At 37.4% G+C, this 23,741-nt stretch carries 19 protein-coding genes; 8 read left to right on the plus strand and 11 right to left on the minus strand.

All coding sequences use genetic code 11. The features are described from left to right. The first annotated feature begins 136 nt into the window (after window positions 1-136). From AB1278_RS20860 to AB1278_RS20870, 3 genes are all read left to right on the plus strand, one after another. The gene (locus AB1278_RS20860) at window positions 137-1,141 is read left to right on the plus strand and encodes a zinc metalloprotease (RefSeq protein WP_110010662.1); all 1,005 of its coding nucleotides are present in this window, start codon (window positions 137-139) and stop codon (window positions 1,139-1,141) included. A gap of 353 nt (window positions 1,142-1,494) precedes the next feature. Then, entirely contained in the window at window positions 1,495-2,508 is a 1,014-nt protein-coding gene (locus AB1278_RS20865) for a zinc metalloprotease (RefSeq protein ID WP_110010661.1), read from the plus strand. Between the two features lie 108 nt (window positions 2,509-2,616). Beyond that, complete coding sequence (locus AB1278_RS20870; RefSeq protein WP_429816774.1) at window positions 2,617-4,002, plus strand: phosphatase PAP2 family protein; 1,386 nt, start codon at window positions 2,617-2,619, stop codon at window positions 4,000-4,002. Window positions 4,003-4,037: 35 nt separating this feature from the next. On the opposite strand, the gene AB1278_RS20875 is transcribed toward AB1278_RS20870, so the two are convergent. After that, window positions 4,038-5,903, minus strand: coding sequence for a M1 family metallopeptidase (locus AB1278_RS20875; protein ID WP_202840460.1), 1,866 nt, complete (start codon window positions 5,901-5,903; stop codon window positions 4,038-4,040). 106 nt (window positions 5,904-6,009) lie between these two features. Then, entirely contained in the window at window positions 6,010-8,379 is a 2,370-nt protein-coding gene (locus AB1278_RS20880; RefSeq protein WP_202840458.1) for an outer membrane beta-barrel family protein, read from the minus strand. Between the two features lie 245 nt (window positions 8,380-8,624). Here AB1278_RS20880 and AB1278_RS20885 point away from each other — a divergent pair, with 245 nt between their 5' ends. Beyond that, window positions 8,625-9,947, plus strand: coding sequence for a sensor histidine kinase (locus AB1278_RS20885; protein WP_202840455.1), 1,323 nt, complete (start codon window positions 8,625-8,627; stop codon window positions 9,945-9,947). Beyond that, window positions 9,937-10,623, plus strand: coding sequence for a response regulator transcription factor (locus AB1278_RS20890; protein WP_202840453.1), 687 nt, complete (start codon window positions 9,937-9,939; stop codon window positions 10,621-10,623). Before AB1278_RS20885 ends, AB1278_RS20890 begins: the two co-directional genes overlap by 11 nt. 3 nt (window positions 10,624-10,626) lie before the next feature. Here the strand turns inward: AB1278_RS20890 and AB1278_RS20895 are convergent, their stop codons facing one another. The 9 genes from AB1278_RS20895 to AB1278_RS20935 all read right to left on the minus strand — a co-directional run bounded on the left by AB1278_RS20895 (window position 10,627) and on the right by AB1278_RS20935 (window position 19,232). Continuing rightward, a complete protein-coding gene (locus tag AB1278_RS20895) occupies window positions 10,627-11,454 on the minus strand; it encodes an endonuclease/exonuclease/phosphatase family protein (RefSeq protein ID WP_202840451.1) in 828 nt (275 codons plus the stop codon). A gap of 66 nt (window positions 11,455-11,520) precedes the next feature. Beyond that, window positions 11,521-11,724 (minus strand): hypothetical protein, encoded by a 204-nt coding sequence (locus AB1278_RS20900; protein ID WP_343641124.1) that lies wholly within the window; start codon window positions 11,722-11,724, stop codon window positions 11,521-11,523. Then, on the minus strand, window positions 11,721-12,983 hold the full coding sequence (locus tag AB1278_RS20905) for a S8 family peptidase (RefSeq protein WP_343641122.1): 1,263 nt from the start codon (window positions 12,981-12,983) through the stop codon (window positions 11,721-11,723). Before AB1278_RS20905 ends, AB1278_RS20900 begins: the two co-directional genes overlap by 4 nt. 11 nt (window positions 12,984-12,994) lie before the next feature. Next, the gene (locus tag AB1278_RS20910) at window positions 12,995-13,573 is read right to left on the minus strand and encodes a hypothetical protein (RefSeq protein WP_202840447.1); all 579 of its coding nucleotides are present in this window, start codon (window positions 13,571-13,573) and stop codon (window positions 12,995-12,997) included. Continuing rightward, window positions 13,573-14,268 carry a hypothetical protein gene (locus AB1278_RS20915; RefSeq protein WP_202840446.1) on the minus strand — a complete coding sequence of 232 codons (696 nt, stop codon included), beginning with the start codon at window positions 14,266-14,268 and terminating at the stop codon, window positions 13,573-13,575. Before AB1278_RS20915 ends, AB1278_RS20910 begins: the two co-directional genes overlap by 1 nt. A gap of 15 nt (window positions 14,269-14,283) precedes the next feature. Further along, window positions 14,284-15,171 (minus strand): DUF2589 domain-containing protein, encoded by an 888-nt coding sequence (locus AB1278_RS20920; protein ID WP_411414646.1) that lies wholly within the window; start codon window positions 15,169-15,171, stop codon window positions 14,284-14,286. 364 nt (window positions 15,172-15,535) lie between these two features. Further along, complete coding sequence (locus AB1278_RS20925) at window positions 15,536-17,476, minus strand: M1 family metallopeptidase (protein WP_411414647.1); 1,941 nt, start codon at window positions 17,474-17,476, stop codon at window positions 15,536-15,538. 84 nt (window positions 17,477-17,560) lie between these two features. Continuing rightward, entirely contained in the window at window positions 17,561-18,442 is an 882-nt protein-coding gene (locus AB1278_RS20930) for an SDR family oxidoreductase (protein WP_343641114.1), read from the minus strand. Between the two features lie 379 nt (window positions 18,443-18,821). Further along, window positions 18,822-19,232: a DUF1573 domain-containing protein gene (locus AB1278_RS20935; RefSeq protein WP_202840441.1), complete on the minus strand. Its 411-nt coding sequence runs from the start codon at window positions 19,230-19,232 to the stop codon at window positions 18,822-18,824. A 158-nt stretch (window positions 19,233-19,390) separates the two neighbouring features. Here AB1278_RS20935 and AB1278_RS20940 point away from each other — a divergent pair, with 158 nt between their 5' ends. The 3 genes from AB1278_RS20940 to AB1278_RS20950 all read left to right on the plus strand — a co-directional run bounded on the left by AB1278_RS20940 (window position 19,391) and on the right by AB1278_RS20950 (window position 23,714). Beyond that, window positions 19,391-20,644, plus strand: a complete 1,254-nt coding sequence (locus AB1278_RS20940) for a sensor histidine kinase (RefSeq protein WP_202840440.1) — start codon at window positions 19,391-19,393, stop codon at window positions 20,642-20,644. A 12-nt stretch (window positions 20,645-20,656) separates the two neighbouring features. Next, the gene (locus tag AB1278_RS20945) at window positions 20,657-21,340 is read left to right on the plus strand and encodes a response regulator transcription factor (protein WP_343641109.1); all 684 of its coding nucleotides are present in this window, start codon (window positions 20,657-20,659) and stop codon (window positions 21,338-21,340) included. A 76-nt stretch (window positions 21,341-21,416) separates the two neighbouring features. Beyond that, the gene (locus tag AB1278_RS20950; protein WP_429816785.1) at window positions 21,417-23,714 is read left to right on the plus strand and encodes a GH92 family glycosyl hydrolase; all 2,298 of its coding nucleotides are present in this window, start codon (window positions 21,417-21,419) and stop codon (window positions 23,712-23,714) included. Window positions 23,715-23,741 lie beyond the last annotated feature (27 nt).

A 23,741-nucleotide genomic window follows, 5' to 3' on the forward strand; every position in this document is an offset into this window, starting at 1 on the left:
AATACATTCGAGATAACGATAGGATTTAATTAAACAAAAAGACTAATTATTAACAATATACCAATTAAATTACAAATTATTTGCATATTAATTTCAAATAATATAATTTCACATCCTCAACCTAAATGATTTTGATATGAAAAAACTATTATTTGGAGCTTTTATGCTCACTGTAATGTCTGCATGTAACACTGACAGCGTTACTAATCAAAATGAAAACACAACTGACGAAGCAGTAGCAACTGCAGGTTTTGCTCAAAGGGGCTGTGCGTCTGAGGAAATCAGACAGGAAGCATTGAAAAGAAGTCCTGAACTCCAACAAAGATTTGCAGCATTAGAAACCAATACAGAAAAGTTCGCCAATGATGTAAAATTTGGAAAAGTTTTAGCTGATGGTACTGTAGAAATCCCGGTTGTAGTGAATGTTATATACAGAACTACAGCTGAAAACGTTTCTGATGCAAGAATTGCTGAACAAATTGCAGTATTAAATGCTGACTATTCCGGTACTAACACTGATGCCAGCAAAATTCCGACTGAATTCCAGGCTGTAAGTTCCGGTGACACAAAAGTAAAATTCAGACTGGTAAATACTGTTAGAAAATCTACCACAAAAACCGGATGGGCTACCAATGATGATATGAAAAAAGCATCTAAAGGAGGAATTGATGCTACTAATCCTACCAATTATTTAAATTTATGGGTTGTAGGTAAAATGACCAGCCAGGGACGTACCATTCTTGGGTATGCAACATTCCCTGAATCTGCAGGTCTATGGAATGACGGTGTTGTAATTGCTGCTCCATATTTTGGAAAGACAGGAGCTTCTTCACCTTTCAACCTGGGAAGAACAGCAACACATGAAGTAGGCCACTACTTAAACTTAAGACACATCTGGGGAGATGCTAATTGTGGAAATGACCAGGTAAGTGACACTCCTACACAAACTACAGCAAATTACGGAAAACCTTCATACCCGCTATATAATACTTGCAGCGGTGTACAGAGATCTGTAATGTTTATGAATTACATGGATTATGTAGATGATGCAGCAATGTTTATGTTCTCTGCAGGACAAAAAACAAGAATGCAGTCTGTAGTAGCTTCTTCTGGTGCAAGATCCGGATTGAGAGTATATTAAAATTTAAATATTGACAAACTTAGGATCTATCTCAAATTGAGATAGATTTTTTTATTCTATCTATCTCCTGAAATTAAATCCCTTTTCAGTTTCAGCAACACTCCGTTTGTATAAAATATCCTATAAAAAACAATAAAAACATGAAATTATTCACACACAAAATCCGATTGATTATTAAATATAAATAAAACAATTAATTTTAACTAAAATTCAATTAAATATCATTTTATTTGCATTTAATTCAAGCAAATGCTATACAATTTAAAATTCCTCTACCTTTTTCAATGAATAATTTGCATATTAATCACAAATAATATAATTTCACACCCTCAACCAAATTATATTATAACGATATGAAAAAATTCTTAATGGGAGCCCTGGTCCTGGGCTTTATGTCGGCATGTAACACCGACAGTTTAACCACTCAAAATGAAACACCTGCGGATCAGGAAAATTCTGTTCCAAGTGCTCTTAAAAGAAGCTGCCCTTCAGAAGAAATCAGACAAGCAATGCTTTTGAAAAATCCAGCGCTACAAAAGAAAATAGCGGATATTGAATCCGGTACTGAAAAATTTGCAGAAAACCTTAAAGTGGGAAAAGTTCTTGCAGACGGAACTGTTGAGATCCCGGTAGTTTTTAATGTCATCTATAACACTTCTACTCAAAATGTTTCTGACACAAGAATTGCAGAACAGATTGCTGTTCTTAATGCCGATTACGGAGGCACCAATTCTGATGTTACGAAAATTCCTTCTGCATTTCAGCCTGCAGCAGCAGGTGATGTAAAAATCCGTTTCAAATTAGTTGCAACCAACCGTAAACAGAGTTCAAAAACAGGCTGGAGATCTGATCTTGAACAAATGAAAAAAGCCAGCACCGGAGGAATTGATGCAACTGATGTCAATAAAAACCTGAATATCTGGGTTGTAAATTCAATTCTTGACGAAAACAATCAACCTGGAACACTGGGCTACGCTTATTATCCTGAACATGCAGGACAATGGTATGACGGTCTTGTAATAGGCTATCAGTATATAGGAAAAACAGGTGCTTCAGCTCCGTTTAATTTAGGAAGAACAGTAACCCATGAAGTAGGACATTACCTGAACCTTCCACACCTTTGGGGATCATCAGACACAGGCTGCCAGACAGATTACTCTAATGATACTCCTACATCTCCCGGCCCTAATTATGGAAATCCCACCTACCCTCTAAACAGAATTTGTGGAGGTGTAAGCCGTTCTCAGATGTTTATGAATTATATGGATTATGTAGATGACAAATCTATGTTTATGTTCTCTGCCAACCAAAAAACCAGAATGCAGGCTGTAGTATCAGCATCGGGACCAAGAGCAGGATTAAGATAATCAGCCGGATTGCTTAGAAATATTATAAAAATATTAAAATAGTCTATCTCAATTTTTGGGATAGATTTTTTTAATACTTTTACGCAATTTAAATTCAACACCACTACGATGAAAAAAATAGCATTAGCATCAGGAATACTATTGCAATTATCCTGTATTAAAGCACAGGATACTATCCCATCCCGAAATCTCAAGGAAGATCTGGCACTTATCAATTCAGGGTATACAATTCAGGAGAAAACTCCTTTTTTCCAAAAAGAATGGGTGAAAAAATCGGTGGCTCCAGCTCTACTTTTTACGGCAGCCGCAGCAACATGGGGAGAAAAAGAGAATATTCGCGAGGTAAGAAACCGGTACCTTCCCAACTTCAAAGTAAAATATGATGATTATCTGCAGTACGCTCCTGCTGCTGCAGTCTACGGATTAAAACTGGCAGGTGTAAAAGGGCGTAACAATATAGGACGGGCTACTTTATCCTACGGCACCAGCTTAGCCATCATGGCTATTTTAGTCAACTCTATTAAATATACAGCAAAAGTGGAACGTCCCGATGGATCCAAAAACAACTCTTTCCCATCAGGGCATGCCGCAATGGCTTTTACCAATGCCACATTTCTACACAAAGAATATGGTTTGGTGAATCCGGCCTACAGTATTGCCGGATATGGTTCTGCTACCCTTACGGGACTTGGACGAAATTTAAATAACAGACACTGGGTTCCGGATATTCTCGCCGGTGCAGGTATCGGAATTATATCAACAGAACTGGGGTATTTTTTTATTGACAAAATTTATAAAAACAAGGGTGATAATTTAAGCATCTTATCCAGAATACAGGGTAACGACTATCCATCCTTTCTTTCTTTAAAAATGGGAACCGCGTTTGGTACCACTAACTTCCTGAGGGAATCTGAACTGGATGATAAAAAACAAGTCGGTTTTGAGGGCGGACTGGAAGGCGCTTATTTCTTTTCAAAAAAATGGGGTGTGGGTGCCGATGTATCTTTCAGCAGCTTCCCTATTAAATCTCAAAGAATAACATTAGATGACGGGCAGGATTTTGGTGATCATGAAATCAAAACACAATCTATGGGATTCCTTTCTGCAGGTATTGGGCCTTATTTTTCCCATGAAATATCAGATAAATGGCAGCTTACTTTAAAAATTACCGGAGGATATGCCGCTACTGCCACTGGAAAAGTATTTGTAAAGGGAGAGGACATCGATGCTCCCAACCATGAGCTCCAAATAGCCAGATATAAACCAAAACCAGCTTTCCGATGGAATACAGGTGCTTCTATGACTTATAAGTTTAATCCGGGATTAGGTCTTACTTTCTATACGGATTACAATCAGATCAACTCCACCATTCGTTATTACTTCAGCGATGAAATTAAGGAAAGTGCTGAACTGGATCAGGAACTGAACAACCTGATTGCTAAAGAAAAAATCAATTATATCACGCTAGGTTTACGATTGACAGCCTATTTTTAAAGCAAGAAAGCCTCCAGAATCTGAAGGCTTTACTTTTATAAGTTTTTACGGTTGTCATCCGGAGTATAATCCATAAAGATATCTCCGTCCAGCTGTACCGATTTTATCTTCTTCTTAATAGGAATGACTAGATCGGTCAGTTTCTGGTCTTTTTCCCATACTGAAGGTGAAAAATGGATTTTTTCTGTCGTTCCATCATCATAAGACAGAATGGCATCAAACGGAATGGCAAAACCTCCTACATTCGCTACGTTGATGGTAAGCATGTCATTCATCTGGGATGCTCCTGTTACTTTTAAATCTATATAATTATTGGTATAAAACCAATTATGGAAGAACCAGTTCAGATTTTTTCCTGATCCCGTATTCATAGAATTGAAATAATCCCATGGCACAGGATGCTTCCCGTTCCAGTTGTCCATATAATGGTGTAATGCTTTTTTGAAGAGTTCATCTCCCAGATAATCTTTCAGCGCCAGATAAGACAATGAAGATTTTACATAGGAGTTGTTTCCATATCCGGCACCGCTTACCTGCGTACTCATGGTAATTATCGGTTGATCCTGCTCTGCAGAAGGATCATTGATCCATTTTTTAACGCGGAAGTTTTTATAAAATTCCCTGGCAGCAGCTTCTCCGTTTTCATCAATCCCTATAAGATATTCCAGCGTGGTTGCCCAGCCTTCATCCATAAATGCATATCTGGTCTCATTGATTCCCATATAAAAAGGGAAGTAGGTATGGGCAATTTCATGATCTGCCGTAAGCCTTGCATCATTAAGATCATCAGGAATACTGGTATCATTAATCATCATAGGATATTCCATATCTGCGTATCCCTGGATAGCCGTCATTACGTTATAAGGATATTCTACGCCTGGCCAGTTTTTCGAGAACCAATCCAGGTTGTAACGCATCCAGTCTACATAATGTTCAAAATCTTTAGCTCCGTTTTTATATCCTGCCTGAACGCTGGCTCTTTTTGTTTTTAACTGAACGCTGGCGGCATCCCATACATAATGGTTACTCATGGCAAAACAGAAATCTGTAATATGGCTGGCTTTAAATTTCCAGACATTCCATTTATTCTGTTTGGTTACTTTACCGGACTTCATTTCCTGTTCTGTGGCAATATGCATCAGCTTATCACTTTTCAGGGAAGCTTTATATCTTTTTAAATATTGAGGCTGAAGCACAGCTTCCGGATTCAGAAAATCACCGGTTGCCCAGACTACATAATTTTTCGGTGCTGTGATGGCAAAACTGTAATCATTGAAATCATTATAAAACTCCTGTCTGTCTGAGTGTTGAAGCATATCCCATCCGTTGTAATCATCATACACGGAAATCCTTGGAAAAGAATATGCCACATAGAATGTTTCAGGATCAATCTGTCCTTCTCTTCCACTCTGAACCGACAATGGATATTCCCACTCTATTTTAACCTCAGCTTTTGATTTGGATTTCAGGGCTGATTTTAATTTTACTTTTTCAACAGTACTCCAGTCATCACTGTTGATCTCATATTTTACATTGTTTACTGTAAAAGATTTAATTTTCAGCCCGGATGAAAGGAAATCTTTGGATACAAATCCTGATCTTGGCGACTGTGGTTTGTGAAGGTTATTCACAAATCGTATAGCCAGTTCATTCAGGTTATCCGGACTGTTGTTGGTATAAATAATGGTTTCTTTTCCGGAAACCACTTTTGTAGCAGCATCTATTTTCACCTCTACATTATACACTCCTTTATTCTGCCAGTAGTTTTTCCCTGGTGCTCCGGAGATATCACGTGTACCTCTTTCATACGCTTTTTTGATATTCCTCGGCATATACAATTCCTGAGCTGACAGCTGCAGTAAAGAAACTGCGATCAGCATTCCGGAAAAAATTTTCTTCATAGCGATCTCTTTAAAGATAGGCATCAAAAATAACGAAAATGTGCCATCAGACGACCATTCTTTCACAATAATATTTTACCGTGATTAACTTTTATATTAAAATATTCTACAATCTATCTTGTTCGGCTGTTTTTTTAATTGTTTTGGCATTTTTAACTGATTGATTTCCAAAGTTGAATTTCAATGAAAATGTTACTCCCTGAGTATCGGTATAATCAAGAAAATAATTATCCTGATTTGCATATTTTGTACTGACCTTCTGTTCTGTGGATCTGAAAATATCGCTAAAAATAAGGCTGGCTTCCAGTTTTTTACTAAAGAATTTCCTGTTCATTACAAAATAAGCCGACCATAGAGAAGATATCCTGAATGTTCCCTGTATGCCGGGAGAATAGTAGCGGTGTCCCATTTCCATTTTCCAGTCGCTGTTTTTATCGAGCGTAAAGCTTGTTGAAATGTTTGAAACCCAGTTCCAGACTTTATTTTTATACAGCATTCCATCAACTCCTGTGAAATAATTTTCATTGTGTTCAAGGTTTTCAGAAAGGATGATATTCCACCATGGTTTCACCTGGAAATTTTTATAAAAGCTTAATCCGAAAGCCTCTCCTTTCTCAATATTGGTAAAATAATAGATCAAACTGTTAGTACTTGGTTCCTGATAGGAAATTTCCATGGACGGATAAATTTCTTTTCTATAGTACAAATCCAGATTCCAGTCTTTCCATGAATAAGTAAGATTGAGATTGTGGGTAATCGTTGCTTTTAATTTGGGATCTCCCTGATAATAGGAAAACAGATTGTAGTAAGATTTTGCAGGATTCAGCCATGAATAGGATGGTCTGCTGATTCTTTTCCCATAGGAGAACCCGAATTCCTGTTTATTTTCTGTCGTGTACTGTGCATAAAAAGTGGGAAAGAATTTCCAATAATTACTTTTATTCAGTTCATAAGGTTCTGAAACCACACCTTCAAGATCTGTCATTTCCGCACGAAGACCTCCCTTGAAATTCCACTTCCCGATATTGTAGGTTAATGAAGAATACAAGGCAAAATTGTGTTCTTTATAATCAAAAATACTGCTTTTTTCCGGTCTGTATTGTAGTGTTCCGTTCTCGTTATCAGAGAAATCAAGTTGACTGCTGGTTTTTACAAAACTATACTTAATCCCCGATTCTAGTTCCAGTTTATCCCCTTTCCATTGGTAATCGAATTGGGTAGAATATAGCTGAACATCTGCTTTATTCCGGGTAAGGAAATTATCTTCTTTGGGAGGTTGCCCTGCAAAATTCAGATAGGTGATTACATTCTGATATTTATCGGCATTATTTCCGGTAAAATAATTGATCCAGGAAAGGCTGCTTTTCTTATTGATTTTCCTGTCTATCTGAAAACTTACAGAGTTATTGATGGAACGTGAGCGATGATCATTGATGGTAGTATAATCAGATTCTACCCTATCCTGCTGGTTAAAGATCAGCGTAGGAACATTGTAGGTTCCGAAGGATTTTGGAGAAAAATACCCTGAGTAGTTGAGGCTAAGATTGGTCAGGCTGTCCAGTTCATATTCCACATTAAAATTCAGGGTATTCTGGTTATTGTTTTTATCCTTCCTGTTCATTGTACTTACCCATCGGGTTTGGCTTTCCGGATAGTTTACATAATCTGTTCCTTCCCGGTAGTACGTTCCCAGCCCTTTATAATAGCTCCCCATAATGGAAAGTTTATCTTTTTTATAATATTGGGAAAGACCGAAAACGCCTTTCGCATATTGTGTCTGTACATATTTGGATGAGAGAATGCCACGGTAACCTTCAATTTTATTCTTTTTCAGAACGATATTCAGTACTGCGCTTCCTGAGGCTTCATATTTTGCAGGTGGATTGGTAATCACTTCCACAGATTTCACTTCATCTCCCTGTGTATTCTCCAGAAGGTTTTTAAGCTCATCCCCTGTCAGCATTACTTTTTTATCATTAATCGTCACCAGAATTCCGGTACTTCCCTTTACACTCAATACACTGTTGCTGATAGTAACACCTGGTGTATTTTTCAGGATTTCCCAGGCATTGAGCGAAGAAATATTACTGTTTTCCACATTAAATTCCAGACGGTCTACCTTTCTTTTCACCAAAGGCTTACGTTTCGTCATGACTATTCCTTCTATTTCCTGAGATTCTTTTTTAAGAACGATATTCAGAGGTTCAGGCTCTTTTAAATCCAATTTTTTCTCAAATAAAGAATATCCCTGATTTTTAACTATCAGCTTTACATCCTGTTTTTCTATACCCTGGAGTACAAACTTCCCGTGTTCATCCGTTTTTAATTCTTTGATCAATGCATTCTGAGCGTTATATACTTCTACCTTTACGAAAGAAAGTTTTTCATTTTCGGTGTTCATCACTGTACCTTCAGTTTTTTGTTGCTGGGCAAGAATCAAAGCTGGAAAACACAGAAGAAAAAGAATTTTATACATGGTTATTTTTTTATCCGTTCAAACAAAAACAATTGTTCTGTTCTATGGGTACAAAATTCTATATTGACTGGAAAAAAAACGGTTAATAGAAGGTTAATGATGGGTTAATATCTTTTCTGTCATAAAATTACCAGCTTCTGATAAAGAAATGAAACTGTTTTTGAAGATTCAAAACTATGGTTAACGGAAGGTTAATAATAAAATAATCATTCCCGGAACATGGCTAAAGTTTTATCTTTGTTTTAATGATAGCCAAAAGTAAAATTCTGATTTCGGTTTTTGCCGCTCTGTTCCTGCTTTTACTGGGAATTCAGGTTTATTTTATGTATAAAACCTATCAGGTAAAAGAGAGAGACATCTACAGATCCGTGAATGACGGGCTTACCAATTACACAGACGATCTTGAAGATATACAGGAAGTAAAAGAAAGGAATGATGACTCTCTTCAGGAAATCATCATACAGTATCATAATAAGGAGATCAGCAAAAAAGATTTTCTCCGCTATTTCATAGAAAACAGGAAATCTGCCAGAGAAAGACTGATTCATTATATTGACAGCCGTTATCAGAAAGACGGTTACGAAATTTCGGCCAGAATAAGATATCTTTCTATTGTACATCTTCCGGACAGTTCAAAAGTAATTACCGAACCTATTGTTATTTTTGAGACAAAAGACAAGATCAAAAAGCCGCGTATTGCGAGTATCGGAAGCTGGGAAACCTCCAGTACCAAAAGAAATGATTCGGATAAGGGGCATATTGAAAAAAAGAATACTTTTCTTGTTAAAACCCAGACCGATTTTGAGATCAGAAATATAAAAAGTATCGTTTTCAAGGAGCTTACTTTATTGATTATATGCTGTATTATTCTTCTTTCGGGAGTTCTTCTGCTTTATATTTTCACGATCAGAAATCTTATTCAGCAGCAGAAGCAGGTGGAAGTTCTCCACAGCATTGTGGATAACATTTCGCATGAATTTAAAACGCCTATTGCCACTTTAAAAATAGCTTCCAAAGCATTAAAAAAGGAATGGAATCCCGATACGCTGCCTCTTATAGACAGACAGATTTCCAGGCTCGAAAGTCTGATGCTTCAACTTCATAAGGATGAAATTCCGGATGAAATGACTGCTATACAACCTGAGAACTGGAACTTTTTTATTCATGATCTTTCCGTTACTTACCCAAATTGTGATTTTAACCTCGAAAACACCGTTTCACAAAAACTTCCTTTTGATAAAAACCTGATGGAAACAGTCATTAAAAACCTTTGTGAAAACAGTGTGAAATATGGAGCATCGGTTATTACAATACATATCCGCAACAATTCTCAACAATTGGAAATTGAAGTTGCCGACAACGGTCAGGGCATGGAGGCTAAAGAACTGAATACTATTTTTGAAAAATTCTACAGAATACAGAATAACAATATTCACAATAGCAAAGGACTGGGACTGGGACTTTATTTCGTAAAAAAAATTATTACCAGTTATGGTGGTAAAACAGAGGTTTCCAGTCAGCTTCATACAGGCAGTACTTTTAAAATATCAATTCCTTATGAAAACTAAAATCCTTCTGGCAGAAGACGATCCGGATTTCGGAATGATTCTTAAACAATATCTTGAACTGGAAGATTTTGAAGTCAGCTGGTTTCAGAATCCGGAAGATATCGTACCATTGTTTCAGGCTGATTTTCCCTTTCAGATAGGAATTCTGGATGTGATGATGCCCAATATTGATGGCTTTTCTCTGGCGAAAATGATCATTAAGGAAAGAAGTAATTTCCCTTTATTATTTTTAACGGCTAAAAATCAAAAAATAGACCGATTGACCGGATTGAAAATAGGTGCCGACGATTATATTTCCAAGCCTTGCGACCCTGAAGAACTTGTTTTACGAATTAAAAATATTCTGAAAAGAACACTTCCCGCCGTTACGGAAAGCCAAATAAAAATAGGAGAGTTTTCACTGGATACTACCAAACTTCTGTTGTCACATCCTGACGGGAATACCCGATTGACCATACGGGAACAGGAATTACTGCTGTACCTTCTGAAACACAACCGGACGATCATCACCAGAGATAATATTCTTGATAATCTCTGGGAAACCAATGATTATTTTACCGGAAGAAGTCTTGATGTGTTTATCAGCAGGCTTCGTAAATATTTCATCCATGATCCCCAAATAAAAATCCAATCCCTGAGAGGAATTGGATTTGAAATTGATTTTCCAACCAATTGATTTTTATAGGGAAAGATTCACGATCACCGGAAAATGGTCTGACGGATACAAAAGATTTTCTCTTCTGTCATTGATATGTCTGTGAGATCTGATCTTAAAGCCTTGTGTAAAAATATAATCGATTCGGTCTTTCGGGACTGTATTGACATCAAAAGCGGTGAAAGTTCCTACAGGGCCGTAATGCTTCGTCTCTGAATGATAGAAAGTATCTTTCATATTCTGGGAAAGAATTTTAATCGGTTCTGAATCATCTGTCAGGTTAAAATCTCCGCTCAGCGTTACCGGAAGGTTTTTTGGATTCAGTTCTTTGATTTTTTTCAGAATCAGTTCCGAAGATTTTACTCTTGCCACATTTCCTACATGATCAAAATGAAGATTCATTGCCAGGAATTTTTTCTTCGATTTTTTATCTTTAAATATGGCGTAAGTACAGATTCTGTTCAGTGCAGCATCCCAGCCTTTTGACGGTTTTTCCGGAGTTTCAGATAACCAGAATGTTCCTGATTTTACTGCTTCAAGTCTGTTTGTGTCATAAAAGATGGCAGAAAACTCTCCTTTCTCTTTGCCGTCATCTCTTCCTACTCCTATATAATCATAGTTTTTTAATCCTGATTTAATATCTTTCATCTGTTCCGGAAGCGCTTCCTGTACTCCGAAATAATCAGGATGATAATACGTCAGTAAATCGGCAACATCCTGCTTTCTTTTTGGCCAGGCATTGTCTTTATCCGACTCTACATTCAGTCTGATATTAAAACTCATTACGGTAAGGTCCTGTGAAAATCCCAATGCAAAAAACATCAGAAACACCATTGAAAATCTGAAATTCATATGTTATTTTATCATTAAGAGACAAAAATAAAACTTCTCTGCGACAGAAAAGCTTTATTGATGTGATTATATTGTTAAATTATCTTTTTCTTCTTCTACAGATATAAAATATTCCTGAAATTCAGACACTGAAACCGGCAGCTGACTTTCAAGTTTTACAATTCCCAGGGTTTTATAGTGTGAGGCCAGTTTTATGCCTTTAGTTTTGAGAAGAGCTTCAAGCCTTTTAAAATTTATATCTTTCTTTAAAACTGCGAGATAAGTGATCATAGGCATACCTGTATTAAACCATTTCCAATATCTCTGTATTTTATCCCTTCAACAGGTCTTGCTTTGTTTTCAATCAGTTCCCAGATCTCTTTTGCCGATTTATCGGGAAACTGTTCCATATACAACGCTGCAAGCCCTGAAACATGCGGTGCGGCCATACTGGTACCACTCATTGTATAGTACAGGTTATTTTTGTTCTTCGCATTTTTAGGATAGGAACTGATAATATCTACTCCGGGAGCACAGACATTGATGTTTCCGCCTGTAGATGGATTAAGACCTGCGTTTGAAAATCTGGCGATCTTCATTTGTCCGTCAATAGCTCCAACAGCCATGATCGATTTTGAATTGGCCGGCATTGAAACAGGTTGTGGAATCTGTGGTCTGTTGCTATCATTTCCTGCTGCTGCGATAATAAGGCAGTTATTTTCCAGTGCTCTTTCTCCAATGGTTTCAAAAAGAACAGACGGCTGATCATCAAACTTCACAGGAGAAGCTAGTGAAAGAGACAATATTCTGAATTTCTTCGAAATGGCCCAGTCTATCGCATCAATGACACTGCTGGTAGTTCCTCTTCCATTATCTGCGAGTACTTTTGCTATTTTCAGGTTGCAATCCTTAGCTATTCCGTAACGTCTTCCGTTATCACTTCTTGTATTTCCTGCAGCCACTCCTGCACAGTGGGTACCATGTCCGTTTGGATCTCTGTTCCAGTCCTCACCATCTATGAAAGATTTCCCTTCAATCACTTCGGCGGAAAAATCCGGATGGGAAATTTCAAGTCCGGTATCAAGAATGCATACATCAATACCTTTTCCTGTATAGCTGGCATTTTCCAGTCCGATCGCTTTTAATCCCCATTCCATTTCAATGAATGATTTTTGAGGTAAAGGTTTGCTGGTAATATATTTTTCAAGTTCTGAGATTTTTTCTGCAAGCCCGGCCGACTGCTTTTTAAGCTCATTAATCAATTGCAATTCATCTGCAGGAAAAAATTCCCTTTCTTTTTCGTAGTATACAATAGAATTGGATTCATCTTTCACAGCACTTTTCAATTGGTCTTCATCCATATTTTCCACCACCAGAACACCAAGATTTTTGTAAAGTACACCATTGTCCTGATCAATGATTTCATAGGAACGATTTTCTTTCGATAGAAATTCTGAAGAGGTGATACTCACTTCCAGCTCTTTCTCAATTTTTTTGAGTGCATTTTTCTGCTGGTTCTGTAGCAGAACAATATATCTTCCGGTTTCCATAATGATCTTTTTTAAATTAACTTCAGAAATATCTTTTCGAGAATAAGAAAAATATCCTCCGGAATAATGGTCAGTCTGAGCTTTTTATTAATTCCTGATATCGCTGTATTCTGTTCAGCCAGTGAAGTCCAGAAACGTTCAATTTTAGGCACGGAATTCATGTCCTTCAGCTTTTCATCATCCAGAATACCATTTTGATATAATGAGACAATGATTCCTGAAATAAGTTCTTCCGCCTCATCAAGTTTTTTATTTTCCCTGGCATATATTTCCATCAGAATATCATAAATACTTTCCATTCCGTTAAATGAGAATCCTGCAAGCATTTCTCTTCTTCCCGTCATTATTTTTTCCATTTTAATAGGATTAAAGCCTCTTTTAACGGTAGAAATCATATTCATTACCTTCAGCACTTCAGATTCATGACTGGTGTTTCCTTTGGTACGGAAATACTCCAGAACCTCGTTGAGAAACGCATCGAACCGGGCATCAAAGTCAAATGATTTTGACAGGTATAAAGCCTGAACTTCATTGAACTGTTCCAGCAGTTCTTTGATTTTCTGTACCGTAAAGTGAATAAGTTCCTGCATTACTCAAAAGTTATCTGTTCTATTTCGTTGCCGTCTTTATCTTTGTAAGACACAATTCTGATTCCTTCCTCCTCCATTTCCACATGCAGGTTGATGAATAATTTGTCTTTATCTTCTGCCGCACTTGTATTGGGATCTATGTAAATGCTGTTCAGCTTTGCATTCACCAGCGTATATTTATTCAGCAGAACTTTTGAAAAAATTTCTTTCAGTTCATCGGTTTCTTCTTCTGTTCCTTCCTGCGGTCTGAAGATCCCTGAATTTAAAAGCTGCATTTTATTTCTGAGATCCAGCTTGAGCACTTCATTGGCAGGAAGTTTCCCGAATTTCTGATCATTCTTTTCCAGCTTGCTGAACAGGGTTCTGAATTCTTCAGTCTGAAGCTGTCTTTTGCTGATTTCGGGAATATTAAATTTCTTCTCCCTATTCACCAGACGGATTCTTTCATTTATTTCTGTCACAAACTGATCTTCATTCAGTTTAAAATTATATTTGGGATCTGAATCGATATCCGTAATTTTAATCGGAATGTCCATCTTTACACTAGGCAGAGCATAGCGCGGAACCTTGAAATACTTAAGATATTCATGGCGGGCATATTCTTTGGCAATAAGAACCGCATTCTCATCTGCTTTTTTACGAGCCTGAATTATCTCGTTGTTGAGATAATCCAGGTAATCTGATAGTTTTATCATCTTTCGTAAAATCTTTTACTGTGAAAGAAGTCCAAGCACTTTTTCAAGCCCTGCAGGCATTTCGTCATTGGTTGCACGCACTTTTACCCCAAGAGAATATTCTTTTTCCACTTTGATTCCTGTACTGGAAGTTCTCTTATAGGATACATCCACTTTGAATTTCACAGGTCCCCATCCACCGGATACTCCGGCATTGATCCCGAATTCATCACTTACGTCTTTTGTGTATGTAGAATTAAGTTTCACATTAAAGTCTACTTCACAGGTCTCAATTCTGAAGCTCGGAACATTCAGCAAAGCAATAAAAGGCACTGAAATTTCCACGTCGTTCGGAATCATTTTAGGGTTGGTGGCACTTACCGGCTCATCTTCTTTAAAATCCGGGTTCGGAATATTTTTTTTGTATTTGAATTCTGCCATTCTCAGTTTTTTAGGACTGGCAGCATTGGCCGGATCTGTAAGTTCGAACCCGACTTCGTTGATGAAATTAACGGTGGCAATTGAGGCATTGGACTGTGCTTTTACACAAGCATCCAAAGGTCCGCCAATAATCGTTGCAAAGTCGATGCTTCCCAATTCTGCTGCAAAATCTGCATTGGCAGCATCTGAAGTTCTGAAGATCTCTTCATCGGCAGCCATTCTACCGGCAATCAGTTTCATGATCTCAGAAGAGGCACCGGAAAAAGATTTTTCCCACTTTTCATCATAATTCTTTTTGAACTCGTCTACAATGGCTAACAATTCCTTATTCGTCAATGAACTCAGTTCTGAAGTTTCAATTCCTGACACTTTTTCATAGACTGCCGGAGTCAATATTTTTTCTACTCCCGATAAAAGGTCGATTAACTCATTTTTTGTTTTTTTGGCGTGGCTTGCTTCAAGCACCGATTTTAATGTTTCCATGTTTTTTGTTTTTGATTAATATTGTGGGACAAAATTAGATCACCGGCCTTCAAAACATTTCAGGAGAACCCCTCTACTTGTTCAGGAAAAACACCCTAAAAAATAAAAAGCCTGAACTTACGGTGGTAAGCTCAGGCTTTTGTAATATATAGCAAATATTTATTTTATAGACGCAAAGATCATATTAACTATTATTATTTTTAAGTAAGCTGAGAAAGCAACAAGTTGCTGATGAAGCTGCATGGATATGCTTACGCTTAGACAGTGAAATGAAGAATCCAGGTTTTATGTGAGATTCTTCCTTCGTCAGAATGACAATGGCGTAAAATTGTATATAGTCGCCAATTAAATAAATTCACCTTTTCTATGCCGGCTTTTTGCTGTTATTTTCCAGATTGACATCCGGAACAACAGAATTCGGATCCAGTTTCACCTCATCAATTTCCTTGCTGGATTCTACCTTGAATGTCCATTCAGTATTTCTTTTCCAAACTTCAACAGGAATTTTTACCATCTGTGTTGTTCCGTCTTTGAATCTGATTTGTACAGTTGTTGGCATTGGCAGCTGGCCAATATTTTCAACCGTAATCTGAACGCCGTTTTTAAAGTCTCCGTTGACATATTGTACGTTTTTAACAGCCTGATCAATTTTCCATTTATTAAAGAACCATCCTCTCCAGAACCAGTTCAGTTCTTCTCCGGAAACATTTTCCATTGTGTGGAAGAAATCCCATGGTGTCGGATGTTTGAATGCCCAGCGATCTATATAGGTTCTGAATGCTTTGTCAAACTTTTCAGGTCCGAGAATTGCTTCTCTTAAAACATCTAATCCTGTTCCCGGTTTATAGTAAGCCAACGCTCCGATACTTCTTTCTTTCATATTATCAGGACCTACCATTACAGGCTCCAGACTGTCAGTCAGCAAATACATTCCTGATCTTGCCAGATTCGGTTTACGGTAATATTCTCCTTTATTAAAAGCTTCGGTGGAAAGTCCGTTGATAAAAGTATTAAATCCTTCATCCATCCATGCAAATAATCTTTCATTAGATCCTACGATCATAGGGAACCAGTTGTGTCCGAACTCGTGGTCGGTAACGCCCCAAAGATCTTCCCCTTTGGAATCCATATGACAGAAAACAATTCCCGGATATTCCATTCCACCTTCGTTTCCTGCTACATTGGTGGCAGCCGGATAGGTGTATTCATACCATTTTTTTGAATAATGTTCTATGGCCGCTTTCGTATATTCTGTAGATCTTCCCCATGCTTTTTCACCAGCACTTTCTACTGGATAAGCAGAAATAGCTAAAGATTTCTTTCCACTGGGTAAATTGATTTTTGCTGCATCTAAAATAAATCCTGCAGATGATGCCCATGCAAAATCTCTTGTCTGATTAATTTTAAATTTCCAGGTCTTTGTTCCTGAAGTTTTATTTTTACCGATTTCAGACTCAGGGCGGATCATTACCGTTTTATCACTGTTTCTTGCCTCATCCCATCTGTTGATTTCTTCTTTGCTGTACACTTCTTTCTCATTCAGAAGTTCTCCGGATGCTACGACATAATGACTGGCAGGAACAGTAATATTGGCTGTAATATTTCCATATTCTAAATAAAACTCTGAAGCTCCAAGGTAAGGAAGCGTATTCCATCCCATCACATCATCATACACGCACATTCTCGGATACCACTGTGCGATGGTAAATATCTTACCGTTTTTAGTATCCTGAACTCCCATTCTATCTGAACCATACTCAGGAGAAATAAAAGAATATTCTATTTCTATCTTTGCCACACCTCCATTGGCTTTCAGCTCTTTGGGAAGATCAATCTGCATTCTTGTATCGGTAACGGTGTATTTTACATCTTTCTTACCATCCAGTTTGACTGATTTAATGGTATATCCACCGTTAAATTCTTCACCATGAGCTCCGTTTCTGCTCCCGGAGAGCGGAACTACTCCATTTCCTCTGGAATCTTTTGCAAACAGATTCTGATCCAGCTGCAGCCAGAGAAAACCTAATTTGTCAGGACTGTTGTTGGTATAGGTAATCTGGGCTGTACCGGTAATTTCTTTTTTATCTTCATTCAGGCTGACGTTCAAATGATAATCTGCTGAATTCTGCCAGTAAGCATGTCCCGGCTGTCCGCTTGCAGAACGGGTAGCTGTGCCTGTCTGCGGATAAAAGAACGGCTTAAATGCTTCTACATAATCGTATTTCGGAGTTTGCTGTGCATATGCAGATCCTGAAAAGAGGACAACTGCAAGCGTCGAAACAAGGGTTGGAAGTTTAAAATTCATTTGAAAAAGTATTATTTAGTGTATAGGTAAAAAAAACTCCCGGATTTGTTACACATCCGGGAGTTTTTTTAATATAAGTTTAATTTAATTCGATTTTTTGGCTTTAATCATTGCTTCCAAAGCATCCCACATTTCTTTAGGAATTGCTTCAAGCATATTGAATTCTCCGGCTCCCTGAAGCCATTCTCCACCATCAATAGTTACCACTTCCCCATTCATATACGCTGAATAATCGGAAACCAGATAAGCCGCAAGGTTGGCAAGCTCCTGATGTTCTCCCACTCTTCTCAACGGAACTTTTTTCTTCATATCAAATTTCTCCTGCAGATCCCCGGGAAGAAGTCTGTCCCAAGCTCCTTTCGTAGGGAAAGGTCCTGGTGCAATAGCATTGAAACGGATTCCGTATTTTGCCCATTCAACCGCTAATGATCTGGTCATCGCCAGCACTCCTGCTTTTGCACAGGCAGACGGTACAACATAGGCTGAACCTGTCCATGCGTAAGTGGTTACGATATTCAGTACTGTTCCGGGAGTTTTAGAATCTATCCAGTGTTTTCCTACGGAAAGGGTACAGTTTTTCGTTCCTTTTAAAACAATATCGAGAATGGAGTCAAAAGCAGAGTGAGTCAGTTTTTCTGTGGGAGAAATGAAGTTTCCGGCTGCATTATTCAACAAAATATCAATCTTTCCGAATTCTTTCAGAGTTGCTTCTTTCATGGCTTCCACCTCATCCCAGTTTCTTACATCACAAGCTACACAAAGCACCTTGCCTCCTGTTTCCTCTTCCAGATCCTTAGCTGTTCCCTGTAATTTTTCCAGGTTTCTGGAAGTGATCACTACTTTGGCGCCCAGTTCAAGAAAGTATTTAGTCATCGCTTTTCCAAGACCGCTCCCGCCTCCTGTAACAATCGCTACTTTATCTTTTAGTGCACCTTCGCGCAGCATAGGTTGTGTATATAGACTCATAAAATATTTTTTCTTAAAAATAATAAATATTGAAATGCAATCCTGTAAAATAGGTTGATAAATAATGCTACAAATAATTATTCTTCACATAGAAGCTCTCTCAACTTTTACATTCATGATTTTTAACCCCAAAAGACATAAAAGTTTTAAATCCTTAAGTTTTTAGAGCCAAGCTCTATGTAAATAAGTACATCAAAGATTTTCATCTTATTTGAACTTTTCTCCGGCATTATTTTAAACTTACTTAAGCGGACAAAATGAAAGCTTTTGTGCCTTTTGCGGTTTCATAAAGATTAGGCGCCTTTATAAATAAACTATTCAAAAAAGAAAATAGCCTGATAACAATTACCAGGCTATTTCTATTTGTTAAAACGATATATTAAGAAGCTACCACTCCTTTGAAAGAAAGTGTTTTAGGAGTTTTGCTGTCGCTGGTAGTAACATTTACTGTCTTCATAAATGGCCCTACTGTTGCTGCGTTATAGCTGGCTTCCACAAATCCTTTTTTTCCTGGCTGGATAGGAGTTTTTGTGTAATCAGCAGTTGTACATCCGCATGAAGGAGCTACATTCTGAATAATGATTGGTTTTGAACTTGTGTTTGTAAATTCAAATCTGATCAATTTTGGTTTACCCTGAGGAATATTTCCTACATCGATAGATTCTGATTTCCATTTAATAGCATCAGCAACCATTTTTACGATAGATGGAGCATCTGTTGTCAATACATTCGCATAAAACGGAGAGAACGCCAACACGGCTAAAAGAGCTGTAATTTTTAATTTTTTCATGAGTATATATTTTAATATTTGAAACTGACTATGTTCTTCTATATGACAAATGTAAAGCAGACAATGATTATGGCTTGTTAACCGCTGTCTAACATTTGTTAATGAGTTGTTAATAGTAAAAGATAAATAGATATTTTTGGATAATATTGTTTCAGGAAATGAAAATAAAAAGACTCAATATTATTATCACGCTGGGATTCGTCGCTATTATCGGAATTTTAATAGCACAATTGATGTGGACGATACAGGCTTATAATCTTGAAGATAAAAAGTTTAACCAAAAGGTCAATATTGCCTTAATGGAAGTCGCAGAAAAACTCTCAGGAGGAAAGACATCCTACACCGAAAATCCTGTACAGAATATTGCCAATGACTATTATGTGGTTAATATCAACAATGAATTTCACCCTGTTGTGCTTGAATATTATCTGAAGACAGAATTTACCCGCTTTCAGATCAATACAGATTACGTGTATGCATTATACAATTGCCACAGCGATAAAATGGTATATGGAAAGTATATGACGACCCATCAGGAAAGCCCAGGCAATAAGATCATTAATTTTCCGAAGCATAAAAATCTGATCTACTATTTTTCCATACGATTTCCTGATAAAACCACTTACCTGATCAGTTCATTAAGATTCTGGTATCTCCTTACATTTGCCCTTATCATCATCCTTTTGGTGTATGTATATTCTATTTATACGATCATTCAGCAGAAGAAGTTCTCGGAGCTGCAGCGTGATTTTATCAATAATATGACTCATGAGTTTAAAACACCTTTATCCTCCATCCTGTTAGCATCAGAAGCGCTTAATAAACAGGAACTGGTACAGGATAATTCCAAACTGCAGACCTATACATCCATTATCATCAATCAAAGCCACAAGCTCAATAGCCACATTGAGAAAATATTGAATATTGCGAAGAACGATGCAGCCGGACTATCATTAAAACCTCAAAAAATCCTGTTACAACCTTTTATTCAAGAGATTGCAGATAATATACAGCACAAAAATAAAGATCTCAGCATCGAAATCGATATTGAAAACAGTACTTCGGTAATGGCAGATGAATTTCACTTTACGAATATCATTTACAACCTGCTGGATAATTCCATCAAGTATTGTGAAACAAAGCCTGTGATTAAAATTTCAGCTTATAAAGATTCAAAAGGCTTATATTTAAAGTTTAAAGACAACGGAATGGGAATTCCTGCTAAAAATATTCCTCATATTTTTGAAAAGTTTTATCGGGTACATACCAAAAGAAGTGAAGAAGTAAATGGTTTCGGACTGGGATTATTTTATGTAAAAAAAGTAGTTCAGCAGCATCATTGGAAAATTTCTGTAGAGAATAATGAAGACAAAGGAATTACTACAACGCTCTTCTTTCCGTTTTCAAATTAATCATGTGTAAGTATGGAGAAATCTAAAATTTTATATGCCGAAGATGATAAAACAATAGCTTTTCTGGTAGAAGACAGTCTGGAAAGTTATTATGATATCAGCTGTTATTCTGATGGAGAATCTGCGTTGGAAGCATTTAACAGCCAGGATTTTGATATCTGCCTTCTGGATATTATGATGCCTGGCATGAACGGATTTGAGGTGGCACAGCGAATCCGCAGTAAAAATGCTGAGGTTCCGATTATTTTTATCTCTGCAAAAGCTTTAAAAGAAGATAGAATTAAAGGGCTTAAAATTGGAGCTGATGATTATCTGGTAAAACCGTTCAGTATTGAAGAACTGATGTTGAAAATTGAAGTTTTTCTGAAACGCACTAAGAAATCGGATACTTCCCCTCTACAATATAAAGTGGGCAAATATGATTTTGATCCAAAAAATTACACCCTGAAAGGTGCGGAAAACAATATTACCCTTACCCAAAGAGAATCTGATCTTCTTTTATATTTTATCCGCCATAAAAATCTGGTGGTTAAAAGGCAGGAAATTCTAAAGGCCATCTGGGGTGATGATGATTATTTTATGGGACGAAGCCTCGATGTTTTTATTTCCCGGCTGAGGAAGGTACTGGCTGCAGAACAGAACATTTTAATAGAAAACCTTCATGGAATAGGTTTCCGTTTTTCTGAAAAAGAGTAAATAGCCCTTAACTAATTTAAAACACAACAGAAAATGATGATTTTAATTAATTTTAAACTTTGAAAAATTGTCATTAATGAAAAATCGCAAGTCTATTGTTTTTCTTTCTCTAGCATTTTTAAGTGCAAACTTTCATGCCCAAAAATTTGAAAAATTAATACAATATGTCAATCCTCTGATCGGAACTGAAAAGATGGGACATACGTATCCGGGAGCCACCGTTCCTTTTGGTGCCGTACAGCTAAGCCCAGAAACAGATACCATTTCCTATGAACTTAACGGAAAATACAACGGTGAGGTATATAAATACTGCGCCGGCTACCGTTATGAAGATAAAACCATAGTGGGATTCAGCTCTACCCATTTCAGCGGTACAGGACACTCTGATCTCGGAGATTTTCTGGTAATGCCTACCGTGGGAAAACTTCAATTAAACCCTGGAACAGCAGCTAATCCTGAAAGCGGTTACAGAAGCAGATTTTCACACCAGAACGAAACTGCAGAAGCCGGATATTATAAAGTAAAACTGGATGACCACAATATTCTGGCAGAGCTGACAGCAACTCCAAGAGTGGGAATTCACCGTTATACTTTCCCAAAATCTGACCAGACTCACATTATTCTGGATCTGATGGCCGGCATTTACAATTATGACGGAAAAAATGTATGGACATACGTTCGTGTAGAAAACGGAAATACCATCACAGGTTATCGGCAGACCAACGGCTGGGCAAGAACCAGAACGGTTTATTTCGCCATGAAGTTTTCAAAACCTTTTAAATCTTACGGTCAGCAAAACTATGATGAAAAACAGGTTTACAAAGGATTCTGGAGAAAATTCGACCAAAATAAAAACTTTCCGGAGATTGCAGGAAAGAACCTGAAAATGTATTTTGATTTTGATACCAATGAAAATGAAGCGATTGAAGTAAAATTGGCCATTTCTCCGGTAAGCCAGACCAATGCTCTGGAAAATCTGGAAAAAGAAACCGGGAATATGACTTTTGATCAGGTTAAAGCTATAGCCCAGGACAACTGGAACAAGGAATTAAATAAAATTGTCATCAAAGGTTCTGATACGGAAAAGACTAACTTCTATACAGCAATGTACCACACCTTTATCAATCCCACCACTTATATGGACGTCAATGGAGAATATAAAGGACTGGATCAGAATGTTCATAAAGCAGATGGCTTTACCCATTATACAACCTTCTCTCTGTGGGATACTTACCGCACGCTTCATCCTTTCTTTAATATCATTCAGCCTAAACGGAATGGTGACATGGTAAAATCTATGATGGCTCATTACAATCAATTCTCAATGAAAATGCTGCCGATCTGGTCTCATTATGCCAATGACAACTGGTGTATGAGCGGTTATCACAGTGTAAGTGTTGTTGCTGATGCTATTATTAAAGGAAATTATACAGGTGATCCTGAAGAAGCCTTAAAAGCATGTATAGAAACAGCAAACAAAAGAGATTACGAAGGTATAGGACAGTATATTGATCTTGGATATATTCCGGCTGAGAAAAATGGAACATCAGTTTCCAATACATTAGAATATGCCTATGATGACTGGGCGATTGCTCAACTGGCAAAGCATTTAAACAAAACAGATATTTACAATCAGTTTATTAGACGGTCTGAAAACTGGAAAAATAATTTTGACAAAACTATCGGTTTTATGCGCCCACGTCTGGCAGATGGAAGTTTTAAGAAAGATTTTGATGTATTAAGTACCCATGGGCAGGGCTTTATTGAAGGGAATTCATGGAACTACAGTTTCTTTGTCCCGCAAAATCCCGATGAACTGATCACGATGATGGGCGGAAAGAAAAAATTTGCATCCAAACTGGATGAGCTGTTCACCATGCATTTACCTGATGAATTCTTTGCAGACACTGAAGATATTACCCGTGAAGGAATTATTGGTGGATATGTTCACGGAAATGAACCGGCTCACCATGTTGCGTATTTTTATAACTGGGCAGGACAGCCGTGGAAAGCACAGGCACAGATCCGCCGTATTCTGGAAATGCAGTATAAAGCAACACCGGACGGACTGGGCGGAAATGATGATGCCGGACAAATGAGTGCATGGTATATTCTGAGCTCATTAGGTTTCTATCCTGTAGCTCCTGGATCAGAAAACTATTCTATCGGAAGCCCGGCGATTGATCATGCTGTACTGAATCTGGAAAACGGAAAAACTTTTGAAATTGAAGCGATCAACCAAAGTCCGGAAAATGTGTATGTTCAGAAAGTTCTTTTGAATGGAAAAGAGATCAAAAACTTTACATTGAAGCATTCTGAGATCATGAACAGTGGGAAGTTGACATTTTATATGGGAAATAAGGCGAAAAAGTAAAAAGGCGAATGAGCTGGAATTTGAACA

Source organism: Chryseobacterium sp. NRRL B-14798 (genome assembly GCF_050470705.1).
Classification (GTDB): domain Bacteria; phylum Bacteroidota; class Bacteroidia; order Flavobacteriales; family Weeksellaceae; genus Chryseobacterium; species Chryseobacterium cupriresistens.